General features: G+C 32.8%; 20 protein-coding genes. 4 read left to right on the top strand and 16 right to left on the bottom strand.

Annotation, left to right across the window (positions count from 1 at the left end):
- The first annotated feature begins 72 nt into the window (after positions 1–72).
- Entirely contained in the window at positions 73–369 is a 297-nt protein-coding gene (locus ACKI67_RS07935; RefSeq protein ID WP_407462961.1) for a hypothetical protein, read from the top strand.
- A 22-nt stretch (positions 370–391) separates the two neighbouring features.
- Here the strand turns inward: ACKI67_RS07935 and ACKI67_RS07940 are convergent, their stop codons facing one another.
- The 5 genes from ACKI67_RS07940 to wecB all read right to left on the bottom strand — a co-directional run bounded on the left by ACKI67_RS07940 (position 392) and on the right by wecB (position 5,396).
- Entirely contained in the window at positions 392–967 is a 576-nt protein-coding gene (locus ACKI67_RS07940; RefSeq protein WP_407462962.1) for a CDP-2,3-bis-(O-geranylgeranyl)-sn-glycerol synthase, read from the bottom strand.
- 132 nt (positions 968–1,099) lie between these two features.
- Positions 1,100–1,789, bottom strand: a complete 690-nt coding sequence (locus ACKI67_RS07945; RefSeq protein ID WP_407462963.1) for a hypothetical protein — start codon at positions 1,787–1,789, stop codon at positions 1,100–1,102.
- 46 nt (positions 1,790–1,835) lie between these two features.
- On the bottom strand, positions 1,836–2,858 hold the full coding sequence (locus ACKI67_RS07950) for a hydantoinase/oxoprolinase family protein (protein ID WP_407462965.1): 1,023 nt from the start codon (positions 2,856–2,858) through the stop codon (positions 1,836–1,838).
- A 21-nt stretch (positions 2,859–2,879) separates the two neighbouring features.
- Complete coding sequence (locus tag ACKI67_RS07955; RefSeq protein ID WP_407462966.1) at positions 2,880–4,055, bottom strand: ATP-grasp domain-containing protein; 1,176 nt, start codon at positions 4,053–4,055, stop codon at positions 2,880–2,882.
- 9 nt (positions 4,056–4,064) lie between these two features.
- Positions 4,065–5,396: a non-hydrolyzing UDP-N-acetylglucosamine 2-epimerase gene (gene wecB / locus ACKI67_RS07960; RefSeq protein ID WP_407462967.1), complete on the bottom strand. Its 1,332-nt coding sequence runs from the start codon at positions 5,394–5,396 to the stop codon at positions 4,065–4,067.
- A gap of 184 nt (positions 5,397–5,580) precedes the next feature.
- On the opposite strand from wecB, the gene ACKI67_RS07965 reads away from it, so the two are divergent.
- Positions 5,581–6,258, top strand: coding sequence for a DUF447 domain-containing protein (locus ACKI67_RS07965; protein WP_407462968.1), 678 nt, complete (start codon positions 5,581–5,583; stop codon positions 6,256–6,258).
- Positions 6,259–6,350: 92 nt separating this feature from the next.
- Here ACKI67_RS07965 and ACKI67_RS07970 read toward each other — a convergent pair whose 3' ends face one another.
- Together ACKI67_RS07970 and truA are read right to left on the bottom strand one after the other, a co-directional pair.
- Positions 6,351–6,569, bottom strand: a complete 219-nt coding sequence (locus ACKI67_RS07970; RefSeq protein WP_407462969.1) for a hypothetical protein — start codon at positions 6,567–6,569, stop codon at positions 6,351–6,353.
- 113 nt (positions 6,570–6,682) lie between these two features.
- Entirely contained in the window at positions 6,683–7,555 is an 873-nt protein-coding gene (truA, locus tag ACKI67_RS07975) for a tRNA pseudouridine(38-40) synthase TruA (RefSeq protein WP_407462970.1), read from the bottom strand.
- A gap of 190 nt (positions 7,556–7,745) precedes the next feature.
- Here truA and nudC point away from each other — a divergent pair, with 190 nt between their 5' ends.
- Positions 7,746–8,648, top strand: a complete 903-nt coding sequence (gene nudC, locus ACKI67_RS07980; protein ID WP_407462971.1) for an NAD(+) diphosphatase — start codon at positions 7,746–7,748, stop codon at positions 8,646–8,648.
- Between the two features lie 246 nt (positions 8,649–8,894).
- Here the strand turns inward: nudC and ACKI67_RS07985 are convergent, their stop codons facing one another.
- The 6 genes from ACKI67_RS07985 to ACKI67_RS08010 form a co-directional block, all read right to left on the bottom strand.
- A complete protein-coding gene (locus tag ACKI67_RS07985; RefSeq protein ID WP_407462972.1) occupies positions 8,895–9,515 on the bottom strand; it encodes an ABC transporter ATP-binding protein in 621 nt (206 codons plus the stop codon).
- 1 nt (position 9,516) lies between these two features.
- On the bottom strand, positions 9,517–10,467 hold the full coding sequence (locus ACKI67_RS07990) for an oligopeptide/dipeptide ABC transporter ATP-binding protein (protein ID WP_407462973.1): 951 nt from the start codon (positions 10,465–10,467) through the stop codon (positions 9,517–9,519).
- Between the two features lie 142 nt (positions 10,468–10,609).
- A complete protein-coding gene (locus ACKI67_RS07995; RefSeq protein ID WP_407462974.1) occupies positions 10,610–11,116 on the bottom strand; it encodes a GNAT family N-acetyltransferase in 507 nt (168 codons plus the stop codon).
- 44 nt (positions 11,117–11,160) lie between these two features.
- Positions 11,161–12,015, bottom strand: a complete 855-nt coding sequence (locus tag ACKI67_RS08000; protein WP_407462975.1) for an ABC transporter permease — start codon at positions 12,013–12,015, stop codon at positions 11,161–11,163.
- Complete coding sequence (locus ACKI67_RS08005) at positions 12,008–12,997, bottom strand: ABC transporter permease (protein ID WP_407462976.1); 990 nt, start codon at positions 12,995–12,997, stop codon at positions 12,008–12,010. Before ACKI67_RS08005 ends, ACKI67_RS08000 begins: the two co-directional genes overlap by 8 nt.
- Before the next feature lie 139 nt (positions 12,998–13,136).
- The gene (locus ACKI67_RS08010) at positions 13,137–14,750 is read right to left on the bottom strand and encodes an ABC transporter substrate-binding protein (protein WP_407462977.1); all 1,614 of its coding nucleotides are present in this window, start codon (positions 14,748–14,750) and stop codon (positions 13,137–13,139) included.
- 380 nt (positions 14,751–15,130) lie between these two features.
- Between ACKI67_RS08010 and ACKI67_RS08015 the strand changes: the two genes are divergently transcribed.
- Entirely contained in the window at positions 15,131–15,793 is a 663-nt protein-coding gene (locus ACKI67_RS08015) for a 4Fe-4S double cluster binding domain-containing protein (protein WP_407462978.1), read from the top strand.
- A gap of 172 nt (positions 15,794–15,965) precedes the next feature.
- On the opposite strand, the gene ACKI67_RS08020 is transcribed toward ACKI67_RS08015, so the two are convergent.
- From ACKI67_RS08020 to ACKI67_RS08030, 3 genes are all read right to left on the bottom strand, one after another.
- Positions 15,966–16,526, bottom strand: coding sequence for a GNAT family N-acetyltransferase (locus ACKI67_RS08020; RefSeq protein ID WP_407462979.1), 561 nt, complete (start codon positions 16,524–16,526; stop codon positions 15,966–15,968).
- Between the two features lie 265 nt (positions 16,527–16,791).
- Positions 16,792–17,517 carry an ABC transporter permease gene (locus ACKI67_RS08025; RefSeq protein ID WP_407462980.1) on the bottom strand — a complete coding sequence of 242 codons (726 nt, stop codon included), beginning with the start codon at positions 17,515–17,517 and terminating at the stop codon, positions 16,792–16,794.
- 24 nt (positions 17,518–17,541) lie between these two features.
- Entirely contained in the window at positions 17,542–18,522 is a 981-nt protein-coding gene (locus ACKI67_RS08030) for an ABC transporter ATP-binding protein (RefSeq protein ID WP_407462981.1), read from the bottom strand.
- Positions 18,523–18,839 lie beyond the last annotated feature (317 nt).

Below are 18,839 nucleotides of genomic sequence, written 5' to 3' on the forward strand. Positions count from 1 at the left end.
ATTAAGTAATAGAAAGAAGATAAATAGTATTTAAGATAAAATAAAAGAAAAAATTATGTTTAGGTGCAGAATATGAAATTAAGTGAGTGGATTAAATTAAACAACATCCCAAACAATAGAATTTTAACAATACTCGAAGAATATGAAAATATTGAACCGATAAGCTTCAATGATCCTGAAGATGTTAAGGCAGAAGTTGAAGAACACGGCTTAAGATGGGTAGCCAACAGATATGGCGTCAGTGAAAAAGAGCTTAAGGAATACGGTTGGAGATTCAGAAAACGAGATGATAAAGGTAAAAAAAGAGAAGAAACCCCAATCATAAAAACAGATGAACAAAAGCCTTTGGTGGATATTTTTGATGACTAAGCAAACTTTTCTTAAAGCTTGATTAGTACCAAACATCCTTGATTCCAAGCAAATAAGCAATAGTGTTAGCACCTAAATGTAAAATAAGTGAGAGCAATATGATAATAATGAATAGGCTCCAACTGATTCTAACCATCAATAAAGCAAATACAAGTGCACCTAAAACAAAATCCAATTGGTCCATAAATGGAGCTGGCTGTCCACTTTGAAGGCCCATTCTTCTTTTAATGAAACTTCCGACCAAATCACCAAACAATGCACCAAAAGCCATAAGGAATCCTAAAATCAAACCGCCAACTATACTGCCATAAACATGAAGATCTATTACCCCACCAGTTAAAGCGCTTAAATCTCCAAAGTATGTGCCGATTATTCCTAAAACTAGACCAACACATGTTCCAAGGATGGTTCCATTCATGAAACCTTTCCATGTTACCCCATTACCGATAAGCCTACGCCCATCTTTATAGTTTTTTCCACCATCTATAGGTTTTCCTCCACCAAATGCAAGGCCACTGAGGTTAGAAACATATGCAGGCAGCATAAAATAAACTGCACCTAAAACAGCAATGAGTATTTTAAATATTTCAGAATCCATTATTTGCCTCAAAAAAAATTTTTTACAATATACATTTATAATTATATTCTTAATTATTAATAAATTTAAGCATAACTTTTGATTTTTAAACAGTTTTTCTAGAAGATTAAAAGAAGCTCCAAAAATCTAAAATTAATTTTTTAAATGATTATAGGAAGCTTCCAATAGCTTATAAGATTCCCAAAATGCAACAGAACGCATATCTGTCTCAGGGATTTCATAAACAAACACAAGAGTTCCTGTTTTAACAAGAGGATTATCTACAGTCTTGATTGATGTGCTTTTAGCAGGTCTTGTCTTGTTTCTCTTATAATAATTGAATCCAATATCTCCAGTAACTTCTTCAGCCAAGTCTACAGATGCATTATCCATTGTTGGAGTGGCTATATAATATCCTGCACCATAATTCGGCTCATGGTCATGACCTATGATAACCAAATCAGGATCTTGCTTTGCCACATCAGAAACGACATAGTCATGAACAAGAGACTCTCCATTGGCACGACCCTTATTAAAGTCTTCAGGAGAATCAGTTACCTGAACACGATAGTTGATTACATCAACATCCCTATGAGTCAATGCAAAGTATCTGCACACTAAGGGAAGAACAAATATATGAAGTTTTTCTCTTGAATGCATTCCAGAAACAACTGCTATTTTTAAGGAAGCATTATCTGAATATGAATGATCAATCCTTGTAACTGAACCTAAGTCATTTTCACCGACAAGTTCAGAGCTTCCTTCAGTTAAAATAAAAAATCCAAAAACAGCTGCAAGGATTATTATTAAACTTACTAGGATAATTTTAGCCTTTTTTCCCATAATATCATCAAAAAATTTTTAATAAATAGAATGATTAGATAAACGTTTAGTCCAAGTAATTCTTCATCATGATGGCAGTACCGATAGCTGGAGCAACTGTACATTCATCATCACTGTAAAAGTCTCCCATTGACTTAACGTCAAGACCTAATAGCTTAGCTGCTTCAGCACATAAGATATCCTTTCCAAGGCCAGTTACAACAACCTTATCCAATCCTTCTCTTTCACTAACTTCCTTTAGACCTGAAGCGATTTGCTTAACCTGTTCCTTATGGATATAATCAGCCATTTCTTCAATGTCTTCCATTGACAAGATATCCAAATCTGCACATACAACTCTTGAAATCCTTCTTGCAGATTCCTCTTTTGATTTGCCTGCACCATCAGCAGTAGCACAGACATAATCCTCATCCTTAATCAATCCTAAGACATTGTAGACATCAGCAGTGATTGCAAACAATTCAGAAGCGACCCTGTAATTTTCTCCATTCAAGGGAATGGAGTCAACAAAGCTTGTTAAGTTGGTTCTTAATGTTCCAGTATAAACAAGTTCTCCAGTAGCGGACCTTTCAAAATCGGTTCTGCCCTTTGCACATTCCTTTCCATCCTTGATTGGTATGATGTCAGTGGTTGTGCTTCCTGTATCTACAAAAATGCAGTCCTTTTCAATCTCAGCAACGATTTGAGAGGTTGCAATCCAATTTGCCGCAGCAACTTCAAGAGGGTTTGCCATAAGCTCTGCAAGTGACAATACCTTATCAGTACCAATGTATGCTACTGGGCAGTCAAACAATTTTTCGCAAGTGGTTGCAATGTCCATTACCCCTTGGGTTTTGGTTTCAAATGCATCCACCAATTCTGCAGTCATGGAGATTCCAACTGCATCAATCTCTTCAATAGGACAGATCTTTTCAATCAAATCAATCAAGGTAATTCCCAATCTGTCATTATCAGACCACATAGGCAAATATTCAAAAACAGTTTGAATATCCTTTATTTCACCATTTTCATATTCCACAATTGCCAAATCAGTGTTTGCACCACCAATATCAAAACCTGCTACTTTCACATTATCACCAAATAAGTATAATTATTCCCCTATTTTAATTTCTAAAATCCCATCATCATTCTTATAAAAGCTTGCCTTTGAACTGTAAGTTATTTCTCCTATATCCCCTACGTTTATCTTTTGATCAATCAAATCAATGATTGTCTTTGCTACATTAATATTAATTATTTTTTGAAGCCCTACATATGAAGTTGTGAATCTGGAATTTATCTCTAAAAGATAGATGTATCCATCTTCAATTATAAAATCAATACCTACAAAACCTTTTAGTCCTGGAACATATTCACATGCAATTTTTGCGTATTTAAAGATCTTTTCTTTAAGAGGATGCTCATATGGAACATATCCTCCAAGATACTCACCACCATTTTCATCTATTTCAACAATCTGTTTATTTAAGCTTATAGGAAGTGCCTCCCTGCCGTCACTTATTAGGCAGACACTGCAGACATCCCCTTCAATGTATGGCTGAACAATGAATCTTGAACCTTCGCCATATATTTCCTCCAAGTCATCAATGTCATTTTTGCAGGCAATGATCTTTATGTTGTCACAATCCACACCAAAACGTGGCTTTGCAATGAGCTTGTTCTCTTTTACCACATCCTTATCTGAATTGTCCAAAACTGGAATGTCCTTAGGCTTCTGCATGATAGGAACAGCATTGTCATTGCTTCCATCACCATAATCACCATTGATTGTGTCAAAGAAGATTTGGATAGCCCTTTTCCAATAGGTCTTTCTATTTAAAAGAATGTTATAGGTCAATGGCTGAGGGATTCTATTTGCCAAATAATCAAAGGTTTCAAACTTGTCAGATGCAAGCTTAACAGCAAAATGGTCACTGCCGTAAACCTTAATATCCTTTGATTCAAGCAATTTAGTTAAATTGTATAGGTTATTGTCATTTTCAGCAGCAATGAACATAGCCCTATCAAATATATATGACTCTTTTTCCAGCCAATCCTCTAAGGATTCCTCAATGATTATTGTCTTGACATCAAAGTCAAAATCACTGAAAATGTCTTCAAATTGCTTTGCAAGCAAAACATAAATATCCTCATCCTTTAAATCACTTACAAGTGATCGGATAAGTTCTACAGCTTCACTGACAATTGACAAGTCCTCTACACCAGAAGCTGTAAAGTATTCAAACACCAATATTGAATCATCATTCACATCTTTTAAATCAAGCATATTGCCACCTTAATTAGCATAATCCTCATAAATAATTGTTAAACCGTTTAAATTCAAATCATCATAAGGGAATTTGATTTCCTCACCTTCAAAGGCAATCTTAATCAATGAATTGTTATTCTCTTCAAACTCCTTTACACTCATATCCCCTTCAATGACCTTCATTTTTCTTGTAAAGCTTGACATCACCTCATCTGGAGCTTCCATCTTAAGGGTGTCATTTGCTTTTGCCTCTTCTATAATCTTAATCATCAATTCTGCAGCATTTCCCATACCATATGGGTTTTTAGCGGATTTCATCTTATTTGCAAAGTCTTCATCATCTAAAATTCTTCTTGCATTTTCAAGTATGACTTCCTTGTCGGATCCTACAAGAATATTGCCTCCTGCAGTAACTGTTTCAGGTCTTTCAGTATTGTACCTTAAGGTAAGTGCAGGCACATCAAGTGTGATCGCTTCCTCCTGCAATCCTCCAGAATCTGTCAAGATAATTGTGGATTTTGAAATGAGAAGCAGGAAATCAAGATAACCTACAGGTTTTATGATATGAACATGTTTGAGATTATTTAATCTGTCGAACAAACCGAAGTTCTCCATTGTTTTCTTTGTTCTTGGATGAATTGGGAATATGATGTTCATGTCATCAAGTTCCTCCAAAGCTTCAATAATGTTGGTTAACCTTTCTTTATCATCAACTGTTTCTGCTCTGTGCATTGTTAAGGTAAGGATGTTTTTCATATTGTCAATATCAAGCTCTGCAAGACCTTCATCATACTCTGACTTGTCCCTGTTTTTGGATATTTCAAGGTTTCTGAAACATGCATCCACAACAGTGTTACCTGTGATGAATATTCTTTTTCTGGAAATTCCTTCCATTGCAAGGTTTATTGCTGACTCTTCAGTTGGGACAAAGTACAATTTGGAACAGATGTCTGCAGCAAGTCTGTTGATTTCTTCAGGCATGGTTTCGTCAAATGAACGAAGACCTGCCTCCACATGACCTACAGGAATATGCAATTTGCTTGCAACAAGCGCACCTGCAAGAACTGCATTGGTATCTCCTTGAACAAGGAGAATATCAGGTTTTTCATCTAATAGGACCTCTTCAATACCTTCCATCATTTTGCCTGTCTGCTTTCCATGGGAACCTGATCCAACATGTATGTTATAGTTAGGGGTAGGCAATTTCAAGTCAATGAAGAAATTTCCAGACATTTCCTTATCATAATGTTGGCCAGTGTGAATCAGCAGCAATTCATGACCTCTCTTTTCAATCTCATCCATAACAGAAGCCATTTTAATTATTTCTGGTCTTGTTCCAAGTACAATAGCTATTTTCATTTTTAGACATCCTTTAAGTTAGTTGATAATATTTGTTCATAATTTGATAAATTTTATAATAATTTATATTATATAAAATTATGTTCTTCAAATAATATATAGTTTAATTAAAAAGGGGGAATAAAAAAATAAAAAAATAAAAAATATATAATTAGAGTATTCAAAATAATTATTGAGGGCAAGCATGAACCAAAAACTAAATATAAACAATAAACACTATAAAAAGGCAGCCAATTTAGAATCATTAAACATGTTCAAAGGACAGCTCTATGAAACAATTGTCACTACTCAAAGCAATGAGCATGTCAAAAATGCTGCACCTATTGGAGTTATCTGCAAGGACTCAAATCATATTGTCATTCATTTGGACAACTGCGTTCACACCCACCTGAACATCCTGGAAAATGGAGAACTGATTGTAAACATCACAAAGAATCCTCTTATTTTTACTTATTCCACTCTTGGAGAACTTGATGATGAATATTTTAATCAATTCAATGATTTCCCAATGATAAAAGACTCTTTAGGATTCTTCAAGGCACATGTCATCAAGACAATAGAAAAGAAGAGGGAAAATGACTACAATGATGGAATTGGAAATGTAGTAACCTGTGAAGTTGAAGACATTTACATCAGTGATAATAATGAGATTGTTCCTCTAAACAGAGCCATGAATGCTGTTATAGAAAGCCTTGTCTATTACTGCAGATTTAATCATAAATACAAAGATAAACAGGATATAATCTGGACTCATATGAAAGAGCTGAATAGAGTCTGTCAAAAGGTGGGAAATGAGTCTGAAAAAGAGTCCATGAAACTTATTTTAGATAAAATGAGAGAAAAAAATGAATATTTGGATTAATTCAATTAAAAATAGCGATAAAATACCGTATCGTAATTAATATAAAAAGAAATTTTAAAAAAAGAATAAAAAAATTATTTAAAATAATTTATTTATTCACTTGCCATAACATAAGCATCATATGCTGCATAAATTGAGATAAGTAAGTTAATAATACCTACAAGCCATTGTTTGAATACAATTGCAGCTAAGAAACCCATTATTAATGCAAGTACAAATAATATGATACCTTTTTTTAAATCTCCAGCAACAACTTGACCTAAACCTGGGATAATGAAAGATAAAATAGCACAAATAATAGCTTTAATCATATTGTTACCTCCATAATTAATAAAAGAATTAAGTATTCTTCAGAAATATTTTATTGGAACAATATATAAATTTTAAAAGAAAAAATAACAAAAAAGCTATTCTAAATAAAGATTTACCTTAAATCGTCTAAACAATTTAACATAGATTCTGTAACAGAATAAGTCTTTTGCAGACAAAATAGATTATCCACCAAATATCTTCTGAACCTTTCACAAGCATAGTCATCATATCTGAATCTTATTCCATCATATCCAATATCCATAAGGATAAGATTATCAGGTTCTACAACCTTGATATATGCTCTTGGTTCATCTTCTTCCGGATCCAATAACCTTCTAACATCATCAAGAGTGAGCTTTCCATAATTTACATCCAAGAAGACTCTCATCATCTTACGAACCATATTCCATAAGAAGCTTTCACCATAAATGTCTATGAAGATAGGGGCGTAAGTCTTGTTTAAATGAGCGAAATCATTGTTCCTATTCTTATCTGCCTCATCAATTTTTGGTTTGGATATTATGATGTCTTCAATTGTCCTTTCAGTTGTCTTCTGTTTTCTTTTTGTAAAATTAGTGAAGTTATGGGTTCCCTTAAAGACTTCAGCAGTTTGCCTTAAAAGATCCATGTCCAAATCCTCTTCAAAGAGTATGTACCTATACCAACGCATCTTGGCGTATCTTGGCTTGAATCCAAATCTCACAGGTGCCCAAGCGATTATCTGAATATCATCAGGCAAGCTATTGTTTATCTGATTGATACGAACTTCCTTCTCGCTTTGGAAACTGATTACATTTCCTAAACTATGAACTCCCGCATCTGTTCTTCCAGCTATTCTGAACCTTGAAGCCTTCAAATCATCTATGTAGCCTAATTTTCTCAGATGATAAATCAGTTCCTCTTCAACGGTTCTTACATCAGGCTGTCTTTGAAAACCATGAAAGTGAGTTCCAATGTAAGCAATCTTTAAGGCAGTTCGTTTCATAACAATCACAAAAAACAATTTTAAAAATAATTTTAATTTTCATATTAATTTTAATATAATTTTAAAATAATTTTCATATTAATTTTTAATATTAATTTTTTTATTAAAAATATAAATATTTAGCTATTGAATTGAAAAAAACCGAGGATTGATAATTAAAGATATAAACTAAAATAACATATTATAAAATATGAAAACACAACACGATACAAATGAATCCATAAGCCTTTATGACAATTATAAAATAAATCTTAAAGCTAAAGGTACTGATAAAAAGTTTTATTTCATATTCAGTGAAAGGAATCTCTTATTGATAGATGACCAACTCCCACTCCTCAAAGACTTGAATGAACTTAATATTGATGAAGAGTATGTTGAAAACTGCATTTACTTTGGAGAATTTTACCTTAAGGATGCTTATGCAGTTGAACTCTCAGAAGACTTTGATAGCGAAGGTTTTAAGCAAGAGAATGATGAGATCAATTTGCAATTCATCAATCTTTATGAAGTCTTTGATATCAATGAAGAGACATATTACCTTGGTGGAAGGGCAATTCAAATAATAGATTGGGAAAACACCCACCAATATTGTGGAAGATGCGGTACAAAAACCGTTACATCCGATATTGAAATGGCTAAAGTATGTCCTAAATGTGGATTTACAAGCTTTACAAGGATTTGCCCTGCAATTATCACTACAATCATCAAGGAAGATGAAGAGGACCTTGATGAAAATGGAAATCCAACCAAGAAGATTTTGATGGCAAGACATTCCTATCATGAATATCCAAGATATGCATTGATTGCAGGATTTTTGGAAGCTGGAGAAAGCATTGAGGAAGCAGTCAAAAGAGAGGTTATGGAAGAAGTGGGAATTGAAGTGGAAGATGTCCAATACTTTGGAAGCCAATCCTGGCCATTCCCAAATTCCTTGATGATAGGCTGCATCTGCAAATACAAGTCTGGAGAAATCAAGGTGGATGAAAATGAAATCACCAAGGCAAAATGGTTTAAAAAAGAGGAAATTGAACAACCGCCATCAAATATTTCCATATTTTCCAGATTACTGAGAAATTTCAGAGAAAATTACTAAAGAACTATTTTAATTTATTTTTTAATTTCATGTAATTACATGAAATTAATTATTTTACTATTTTTTAACTATTTTTTAACTATTTTTTAACTATTTTTTACTATTTTTTTATTGAAAATTTAAAAAAAAGATCTTCTGAAAATAAAATAAAAAAATGGAAAAATAGATTGTTAGATGTGAAAAAAATAAAAAATAAAATAGGTGGTTTAAGTATAAAAATAAAAAATATTAAAAATTTTTAAATAGCTACTTCATAGCAGCATTGATATCCTTTAAATATATCTTATCATCACAGATTGTATCCACCAAATCCATATCGTGGCTAACCAATAAGAATCCCATTTTTCTATCTTTAACTATTTTTAAAACAGTATCCAAGATTTGTGCTTGGGTAATTGCATCAAGCATTGTAGTCATCTCATCAGCAATCAGGAATTTTGTATTTGGATTGAGGGATCTCAATACTGAAAATCTTTGAAGCTCCCCACCAGACAATTCCTGTGGGAATCTTGTAAGCCATGATTTTTGAATACCAAATTGAGCCAAATCTTCATCTTGAACGTTCCAGGACTCTTCCAAAACCTGTTTCATTCTCCATTTAGGATTCATTACCTTTTCAGGATGTTGATAAATTAATTGAACTGGCTTGAATCCTTTTTTTGGAAGTGGTTTGCCATCAAAGATCACTTCACCTTGGAATTTGGTAACATATCCAGATAAAATCTTACATAATGTAGATTTTCCACTACCACTATCTCCAATCAATCCCATGATTTTCTTATTGTCCAATTCCAGATTAACATCCTGCAATAAGTATTTTTTAGCTGATGGATATTTAAAGGAAATGTTCTTTGCTATAAGTTCCATTTTATGCACCTTCCTCATATTTGAAACATCTGACCTTTTTATTATTGCCAACATCAGTTAATTCAGGCCTTTCTACCTTACATCTATCAAATCTCATTTCACACCTATCATAAAATGGACATCCTTCAATTATTTCACCATGCAATGGCTGATAACCTTTCACAACTTCAAATCCATTGGCAGGCAATGCTTTGAATAATGATTTTGTATATGGGTGCAATAGGTTTTCTCCATCTCCGGAGAAGTCTTCCTTCAATGCTATTTCAATTACATATCCAGAATAGAATATTCCAATCCTGTCAGCCACTTCCAATGCTGCATGGATATCGTGAGTGATTAAAAGAACACCTATCCCATCTTCTTTCATATGCTTAAAGTGATTTAATGTCTCTTGAACAGTCTTTTCATCTAGACCTGGAGTCGGTTCATCAGCTACAACAAGGTCTGGATCAGCAAGCAATGCAGTTGAAACAAGAACTCTTCTTGCCATACCCCCAGATAATTGGAACGGATACATATCATCCACTTCAGGGCCTAAATTATAATGTTCAAAGATTTCCCTTTGCTTTATCTTCTTCGCCTTTTTCTCTTCTTCAGTTTCACAGTGGCCAATTGCTATATCTGATATCTTCATTAAAGGGTCCAAAAAGTTTACAGATTGAGGCACTAGCACAATGCCTTTACCCCTAATTTCCTCCTTATCCTCTTGAGACAATTCTTTTCCTTTAAATTTGATTTTTCCATTAAGTCTTGCATTTTCAGGCAAGATTCCAAATATTGCATGTGCAAGCAAACTTTTACCAGAACCACTTGAACCTAATACTGCCAAAATTTCTCCTTCAGATATATCCAATGTCAAATCAGTGATAACTTTCAGATCTCTCTGATTTAATCCCCTTGTGTATTGTATAAATGAAATCGAAACATTTTCAACATCCAATAATTTGTCCATCAAACCACCTAATCACTTTAATTCTCTCATTATCAAAATAATAATTAAAGCACCATAAATAATCAAATAATAATTAAATTAAACTAATAAACTAAATAACTAAACTAAATTTAAATTAAACTAAATTAAACTAATTTAACAACTAATCTAATATTTTTATCATATGAGTTGTTTCATCGTAATCGTCTTCTTCTACAGTTACTATAAACCCTTGAGCTTTCCAAAATGGCAATCCAGAGTCAAGATACCTATGAGTATGCAAATAGATTTGTTTATAATCAACTTTTTTAGCGAACTCTTCCATACATTTTACGAGACGGCGTGCAATACCTTTTCTTCTATAGTTTTCATCAACCATTAATCTCCAAATGCTTGCTGTATTCTCTTGTGTGTATTGACCTCTAAAAAACTCAAAATCTCTGTCATATGCCCTAATTCCTGCTGTTGCAACTATCTTATCCCCATCATAGGCTGCAAAAAAGCAATTTCTTTTAGGCAAAACATAATACTCATCCAATCCTTCAATATCATAGTGAAATTTAGGAGTGGGACCAATATCATAGACAATTCTAATTTGCTCATACAAAAACTTCTGAACAGCGTCTATTTCATCTGCATCATTTTGAATCTCTTTAATTTCTATATTCATATAATCCCCAAAAAATTAAAAAAGAGAAATTATGAAAATTTCTCTTATTCTTGTGCAGTTTCAGGATTGAGTAATTTTTCAACATTTTCTCCAATCAAGTCAAATAGCAATACAACTAAGAGTAATGATAAACCTGGATAGAATGCTAACCACCAGCATCCTGATGACAAGTAGTGCATGGATTCCGCTAATATCACTCCAATTGCAGGTTCATGAGGAGGTAATCCGAATCCTAAAAATGTAATCGCAGCTTCGTGCATGATAGCATGAGGGAACATTAGGATTACACCTACAATTATTTGGGAAATGATTAATGGGAAAATGTGTTTAATTGCTATCCAAACTTTATTTCTTCCAAGATTTTCTGAAAGGGAAATATACTCTTTTGTCATGATTTCCTTAACTTCAGATCTTAAAACCCTTGCAAGTGGTGTCCAATGTGTCAAACCTACACCCATTATTACACCGTATACTCCTCCTCCAAACATTATTGAAACAAGAATGATTAAAAGGATGTGAGGAATTGATCCGAATAAGTCTATTATTCCTGCTACGACTTCATCTGCAAATTTGTTGAAGCTTGAGAATAATCCTAGAACAATAGAAATAATTGTACTGACAACAGATGCAATGAAACCTACCATAATACTTAATCCTAGTCCAGCAATTGTTCTCTGAAACATGTCCCTTCCCATCCAATCAGTTCCGAAAAGATGTTCTAAGGAAGGCATCTGCATTGCACTAGCAAAGTTAGTTGGTATATCTCTAATGAAATAACCACTAATGAAAATGCTTAGGATAATCACAATTGCGAGCCCAATAACTACAAGGGTTTTTGTTCTAAGATTCGCACGGTATATGAACCATTGCTCTTTATCATTAGCCTTCTTCTTAATCATTGAACTCATTCTCCTTAATTCTTGGGTCTATAAAGTAATAGGAAATATCCGCAAGCAGGTTACCGACAAATACAAATATTGCACTGATGACTACAATTCCTAAAAACAGCGGAACGTCATTTTGCAGACCTGCTGCAACTGCAGTCTGTCCGATTCCAGGATATGAAAATACCTGCTCTATCATTACTGCTCCACCGAACAATTCACTGAATGATAAGAATTGCAATGTAATTGCAGGTAATAATATATTCCTTATACCATGGTTTTTCACTAAATCCCAACCTTTTTCACCTCTTGATTTTGCAAACAATACGAAATCAGAAGATAAAACTTGGGTCAATTCATTACGTGTGTACATTGTAATTGGAGCAAGACCGACAAGACTTAATGTCAATGTAGGAAGGACAAGCCTTGTTGCCCACTCTATAAATGTTGCATCAGTACTTCTAACACCAATAGGAACACCAAATCCTATTGGGAACCATCCCAGATAAACTGAAAATACCATCAATACAAGCATACCTACCCAAAAGGATGGTGCAGATTGAATTGCATAACAATAAACCTTTACTACCTTATCAATCCAGGAACCTTTGTTCTTACCAGCTACAACTCCCAATGCAAAACCAATGACACCACTTAATATCCATGAAAGTGCCATCAATGCAAGAGAAGCCATAAATTTGTCAATGATAACATCTATAACTGGTCTACGATAAATTAATGAAACTCCTAGATTACCTTGAAGCAAGTCCATTAGCCAATGGAAGATCTTATCAGGCAATGGAACATTAGTACCGAAATATTGATATAGAATTTGTCTTTGAGCTTCTGATACTACAGCACCATGTAAATAAGCATTAACTGGGTCAATAGGGGATAAATCTAATAATACAAAACTAAATATTGCAACTGCAATGATCAATACGATAAAACGTACCAATTTCCAACCAAAATATTTTGCTACTTTTTGTTTATTCATTGAAAATAAACCCCCATTATTTTTTAAATCCGAAAATATTCTTTAATTAAATTAAAAATCCATTACTACTAATTAAAATTAAAGTTTTAAAAAATTTAAAGAATAAATTAATAAAAAAAATAAAAAAGGAAATGAAAAATTAAGCTGTGGAATTGGTTCTAGTCCATTCACAGATATTAATTAAGAAGTCATTTCCTAAACCGTCAGGTTGTTCACCCATATCAATATCTTCTTTTACGAAGTAGTTGTAGTTGTAGTTAGCGATCCATACCCATGGAGCGTCTCCAGCAGGACCCCAACCTCCGCCGTTTACAAGAGCGGATTGTGCCCATAAAGCATTAGCAGCATCGAAGTTATTGGAATGCATAGCTTGTTCCATTAAAGCATCAGATGCAGAATTGCTATATAAGTTAGGGTTCATGTAGAAGTCATCTATCTCTTTACTGTGGTATTGTTGATAGATGGATTTATATGGGTCCGGTGAGGTTTGTTGCATTACTGCAGCAGAGGAATACATGTTTAAGTAAATGGTATCCCAGTCAGCACCTTGGAGGTTTACTTCAATACCTAAATCTTTAGCTTGTTCTGCAAATACAGTTGCTAAGGATTGTCTGTCAAGGTAGTCTGGAGGGTAGTATAAATCGAAGGATGCTTTTACACCATCTTTTTCAACGATTCCATCACCGTCAGTGTCTTCCCATCCGCCTTCTTTTAGGATTTGTTTAGCTTTTGCAACATCACCATCTTTAACTTTTGCATTAGGGTTTGCAAAGTCTCTGGTATCTACACTGGTAAATTCTGGGGAAGCATGTCCTGAGAATACTTCATCACAGATTTTTTGACGGCTGATACCGACATTCAATGCTTCTCTGATTGCTTTATCAGCAGTTACATTGTTACCTACTTTTGCACCTGCTGGGCTTGTTTTTCCAGTGTCTTCAATGTAAGGTAAAGAAATACCTTGTGCTCTTCCTGCAGATTTTTCAACGAAGTTGTAACCGTCTACAGATTCGTTTAATGCAGAAGTTGCAACTGGTGCTACATCCACTTGACCAGATTTAGCTAGTTCTAACCAAGTAGCTTCTTCAGGGAATAACATGTTGATTTGAGTGAAGTAAGGTTTGTCTCCATACCAATTATCATTTAAGGTAAATATTGCTTGTTGACCTTTATCCCAGTGGTCTAATACATATGGTCCAGTACCTATTGGGTGTTCACCATAGGTTTCGTTGTCATACTCTTCAGGTACAATACCAACATATCTTAAATCATAAATAAAGGTTGATCTTGGTTCTACTAATTCAAATTCAACAGTAGTATCATCCTTAGCAGTTACTTTTTTAAGATTGGTTAAATCCAAGTCAGTTTCGGTATCTTTTGCAGTATTGAATGTAAATGCTACATCCTTAGCATCAAGAGTTGAATTGTCTGAGAATTTAACATCATCTCTAACATTTACAGTCCAGGTTAAACCGTCTGCACTGATTGAATAATCTGTTGCAAGATCAGGGACTATATCTCCGCTTTTATCTGTTTTGAATAAACAGCTTTGTACCAATGGATTATAGTTCATGTGTCCGCAACCCCAACCAGTAAGTGGGTTAAAACCTGCTTCAGGTTCTGCCATATTACTGTGTGTCGCTACAGTTAAATGAGTTGGGTCGCTATCATGAGACCCTCCCATAAAAGTAAATGCAGCAAGCGCTATAATAATAATGGCAGCTACAGCACCTATAATTAATTTTTTATCCATAATTAATCACCATATAAAATTCTGATTAAAATAACCTAATCTTATGAGAGTATTACTTTTTTTGTAAAAAAAGGTACATTAGTAATACTTTATTCAATTATTTTAATACCATATATATAAATAGTAAAATTAAATATAAAAAGATATTTATTACTTTTCAAGTATATTTGATAAATGCAATTCTGTTTATAGATATAATAAAAAATTAGTAAAACGAAGATTAAAATTAATTAATTTTAGTAGTTTTATATATATTTTCTTAAAAAAATTTTACAAACAGAAAAATTTAGTTTTGACTAAAAGTAATACTTAAAATAGATTTAAATATTATTAAATGTAAATATTCGACCATGTCCTTATCTATTGAATTAAAAAAATATTTGCAAGGGAATGGTGCAACAGAGGTAGGATTTGCAGACATCACCAATTTTTCACCTAAGGAAGGATTGAATTCAGGTGTCGTTTTCTATATAGCATATCCAAAGGATATAATCAAAAATATGAAAAATGCACCAACCATGGAGTATCTTTGGGAATTGGTGGATTTAAACACTAGATTGGATGCTCTCGGTATGCTTTGTGAAGAATATCTAATCAATGAAGGATATGATGCCTATGCACAGACAAAAAAGAGATTAGGGACTGATTTTGGTGAATTCAATTCATTTGAATTGCCTCATAAGACAATAGCTACTCGTGCTGGGCTTGGCTGGATTGGAAAATCTGCACTGTTTACAACATTAAATTATGGATCTGCATTAAGATTATCCTCTGTTTTGACAAATGCTCCTCTTGATTTTGGAGAACCTGTTCTTGAATCCAAATGTGGCAAGTGCATGATCTGCAGAGATGCCTGTCCAGGCGGTGCAATAAGTGGCATAAACTGGAATTATAAATTAAAAAGAAACGATTTTTATGATGATAAAAAGTGTGAAAAGTATGCATTGATAGTTTCAGAAGAAAACTTGGGAAAACCTGATACAGTATGTGGAAAATGCATTTATGCTTGCCCACACACTCAAAAATATATTAAAAGACCATAATCTATTTTTATCTTAATTATTCTAAAAAACTAATAATTAACAAAATGATTTTTTAAAAAGTAATAATTTTAAAATTTTAAAAATTTGAAAAGTATTACTCTGACAAACCATAATAATTAAAAAAAAAAGAAAGTTTTGAATGTTAATATTTTAAATTATTTAAAAACTATTTTTATATTTTTATAGCATAAGTTAAAACGCTTGCTTGAGGGGAAATCTTTAATTTTTTAATGTATTTCTCCATATGGATTGTTTCAAGTTCATCACCTTCATCTAAGGTAGTGACAAATCCCATTTTAGCCCAAAATTGAAAGGCCCCTTTATAAGTATGATGGGTATGCAAATAAATGTTGCTATATCCATTTTCCTTTCCAAAATTTTCAGCTACGCTAAACATCTTAGAAGCCAAACCACATCTTCTGTATCTTCTATCTACAAAGAGTCTCCATATGCTTGATGTAGTTTCTTTGCTATATAAATGTCTGAACTGTTTAAAGTCCTTGTCGTAAGCCCTTATTCCAATTGTCCCTATAATATCGCCATCTTCTGAATATGCTACAAAAAATGCATTTCTTTTTGGATCAATATAATATTCATCCATTTTTACAATATCCTGATGCCACTCAGGGACATAATCATAACCAAATTCAAGCTTTATCATATCAAATAAAAACTTTTGAACCCTTTTTATCTCTTCAGGGTCATTGCTTAACATTTTAATATTAACATTCATATTATCACACCAAGAAAAGTATTATTTTTTCTATGAAAAAACAAGAAAAGTAATACTTTTATAAGGATTTTGATTACTAATTATTATAAAGTTTCAAATTATATTTAAAATTATTTATTACTTAAATTAGTTAAATTGATAGAAAAGTAATACTCTAAAAATTCTAAAAGAAATGAAAAGATAAAATAAAAAAAGATGCTAAAAAAGATGTAAAAGAGGTTGAGATTATTTTGAACACATCTTTTTTAGTAAAATATTACAAATACTAAAGAGGAACATCCTTTTTAGTAAAGTAAACATATGAAACAGCCAATCCAATTATGAAAGTAGCTAAAATTACACCATAAGGAATCATCAGACTTACACCATAATCTGCTATCTCACCAGATGAAATCAAGTAAGGGCATGCCCAAGGAACATATGGGGCCCAGCTTTGACCATTAACCAATAAGCTCACTAAAGTTAAACTTGCGCCACCAACCATTGCAGGAACCATATTTGTAATGAATAGTGAAATGAATACAAATGGGGAAAATGTCAGAAACAATAGGATGTTTGCAAACAGCAATTCAGCAAAGCTATTTATGAATAGCTGCAATGTAAATCCGGTAAGTCCTGCTACAAAACCAAATGCAAGAGTGGATAGGCTTGTAACTACGGTTAATATCAAGATCCAAATTAGGAACATTACATATTTGGAAATCAAGAATTTCCCTCTGGATATTGGAACAGTCAACATAGTTTTTAATGTATGTTCATTGTATTCCCTTCCAAAAAGGTAGGAAATGATTATTGAGAATAAAAGAATTGCAAACAATGCAGACATATACATATTCACAGTAGAGAATAATGCATCAAAGCTTTGAGTTTCATCAAAAGCAAATGTTGCAACAAACATTAAAACTGAAGGCAATGCAGCCATAAGTATGCTCAATAAGAATATCTTTGATCTTTTTAGCTTTAGAAATTCCATTTTTATAAAAGTAAGCATCTAATCACCTTATTAATAAAAACATTAAGTATTGGAAATTATTCTTGTAAAGAATTCTTCCAAGTTCTCTTCACACAAATTCACTTTTCTTACTTTGATTCCGGAACTTACAAACAAGCTATTGAACTCATCCCTTAAATCCAAATTGGAAAGCAAATGAATGGTACCGCCAATAAGCATTCCATCACTGTTTTTATTAGAATCCAAATCATCAATATATTCGCCTAAATTCCTTTTAAAACAGTAATCTACATTTTCCTTCATTCCTGTTTTATTCATGAGCTCAACAGCCAAATCAATGTCTGAAACTTCAAATTCAACAAATTTGTTTAATCTATTGTGAAGCTCTTCTCGACTTATCTCATCTATTAAGATACCATTGTCCATGAATCCTATTACATCTGCAATGTTTTCTATTTCACTGAGGATATGGCTTGAAATCAGGATAGTTACACCGTACTCACAGGAGAGCTTTTTAAGCAAGTCTCTGATTTCCTTAATTCCAAATGGGTCAAGACCATTTATAGGCTCATCAAGAATCAGCAATTCCGGATTATGCATAATGGCAGCAGCTATGCCCAAACGCTGTTTCATTCCTAATGAAAAATCCTTGAATTGCTTGGTTTTTTCATGGCCTAAATTAACCATCTCCAAAACCATCTTAACATTTAGAGAATTATAGTTTCCTCGAAGTTTGGCAATTATCTCTAAATTTTCATAAGCCGTCAGATTCTCATAGAATCCTGGAGTCTCTATAATTGAACCTATGTTAGAATAAACTTCCTTAGCATATCTTTTAGGATCTTTTCCAAAGAGAAGAATCTCCCCTCCACTCGGATAGACAAGGTTTAAAAGCATACACATGGTTGTGGTTTTTCCAGCTCCATTTTTACCTAAAAGACCATAGATCTTTCCCTTTTCCACATGCATATCTATGGAATTCACAACTAAGTTTTTTGAATAACTTTTGGATAAGTTAGTTGTTTCAATAACATAATCAGTCACTATATCACCTTTGAAATTAAAATAATAATAAATAATACTAGGATAACAATTAAAAAAATTTTTCAACTTTTCTAAAATTGAAAATAATCATTTTTTTTCTTAATTTATTTGAATATTATGTGCACAAAATAATCAAAGGAGGAAATTAGAAAATATGTAATTAATTTTTTACTTTTGTTAAAAATTATTTACTTTTGTAAAAAATACATTACATATGTAATAATTATTTTACATCTTATATAAATGTTTTGGAAAAATCAGTAAAATATGAAAAAATCTTTGAAAAAATTAAAAAAATAATCAGCACAAAAATTACA

It is taken from the genome of Methanobrevibacter sp. (assembly GCF_045577275.1).
In the GTDB taxonomy this organism is placed as follows: domain Archaea; phylum Methanobacteriota; class Methanobacteria; order Methanobacteriales; family Methanobacteriaceae; genus Methanobrevibacter.

What these genes read in the sequence shown, in the direction of transcription:
- ACKI67_RS07935 (WP_407462961.1), top strand. Translation starts at nt 73, where the DNA reads ATGAAATTAAGTGAGTGGATTAAATTAAACAACATCCCAAACAATAGA.
- ACKI67_RS07940 (WP_407462962.1), bottom strand. Translation starts at nt 967, where the DNA reads ATGGATTCTGAAATATTTAAAATACTCATTGCTGTTTTAGGTGCAGTT.
- ACKI67_RS07945 (WP_407462963.1), bottom strand. Translation starts at nt 1,789, where the DNA reads ATGGGAAAAAAGGCTAAAATTATCCTAGTAAGTTTAATAATAATCCTT.
- ACKI67_RS07955 (WP_407462966.1), bottom strand. Translation starts at nt 4,055, where the DNA reads ATGCTTGATTTAAAAGATGTGAATGATGATTCAATATTGGTGTTTGAA.
- wecB (WP_407462967.1), bottom strand. Translation starts at nt 5,396, where the DNA reads ATGAAAATAGCTATTGTACTTGGAACAAGACCAGAAATAATTAAAATG.
- ACKI67_RS07965 (WP_407462968.1), top strand. Translation starts at nt 5,581, where the DNA reads ATGAACCAAAAACTAAATATAAACAATAAACACTATAAAAAGGCAGCC.
- ACKI67_RS07970 (WP_407462969.1), bottom strand. Translation starts at nt 6,569, where the DNA reads ATGATTAAAGCTATTATTTGTGCTATTTTATCTTTCATTATCCCAGGT.
- truA (WP_407462970.1), bottom strand. Translation starts at nt 7,555, where the DNA reads ATGAAACGAACTGCCTTAAAGATTGCTTACATTGGAACTCACTTTCAT.
- nudC (WP_407462971.1), top strand. Translation starts at nt 7,746, where the DNA reads ATGAAAACACAACACGATACAAATGAATCCATAAGCCTTTATGACAAT.
- ACKI67_RS07985 (WP_407462972.1), bottom strand. Translation starts at nt 9,515, where the DNA reads ATGGAACTTATAGCAAAGAACATTTCCTTTAAATATCCATCAGCTAAA.
- ACKI67_RS07990 (WP_407462973.1), bottom strand. Translation starts at nt 10,467, where the DNA reads ATGGACAAATTATTGGATGTTGAAAATGTTTCGATTTCATTTATACAA.
- ACKI67_RS07995 (WP_407462974.1), bottom strand. Translation starts at nt 11,116, where the DNA reads ATGAATATAGAAATTAAAGAGATTCAAAATGATGCAGATGAAATAGAC.
- ACKI67_RS08000 (WP_407462975.1), bottom strand. Translation starts at nt 12,015, where the DNA reads ATGATTAAGAAGAAGGCTAATGATAAAGAGCAATGGTTCATATACCGT.
- ACKI67_RS08005 (WP_407462976.1), bottom strand. Translation starts at nt 12,997, where the DNA reads ATGAATAAACAAAAAGTAGCAAAATATTTTGGTTGGAAATTGGTACGT.
- ACKI67_RS08010 (WP_407462977.1), bottom strand. Translation starts at nt 14,750, where the DNA reads ATGGATAAAAAATTAATTATAGGTGCTGTAGCTGCCATTATTATTATA.
- ACKI67_RS08020 (WP_407462979.1), bottom strand. Translation starts at nt 16,526, where the DNA reads ATGAATGTTAATATTAAAATGTTAAGCAATGACCCTGAAGAGATAAAA.
- ACKI67_RS08025 (WP_407462980.1), bottom strand. Translation starts at nt 17,517, where the DNA reads ATGCTTACTTTTATAAAAATGGAATTTCTAAAGCTAAAAAGATCAAAG.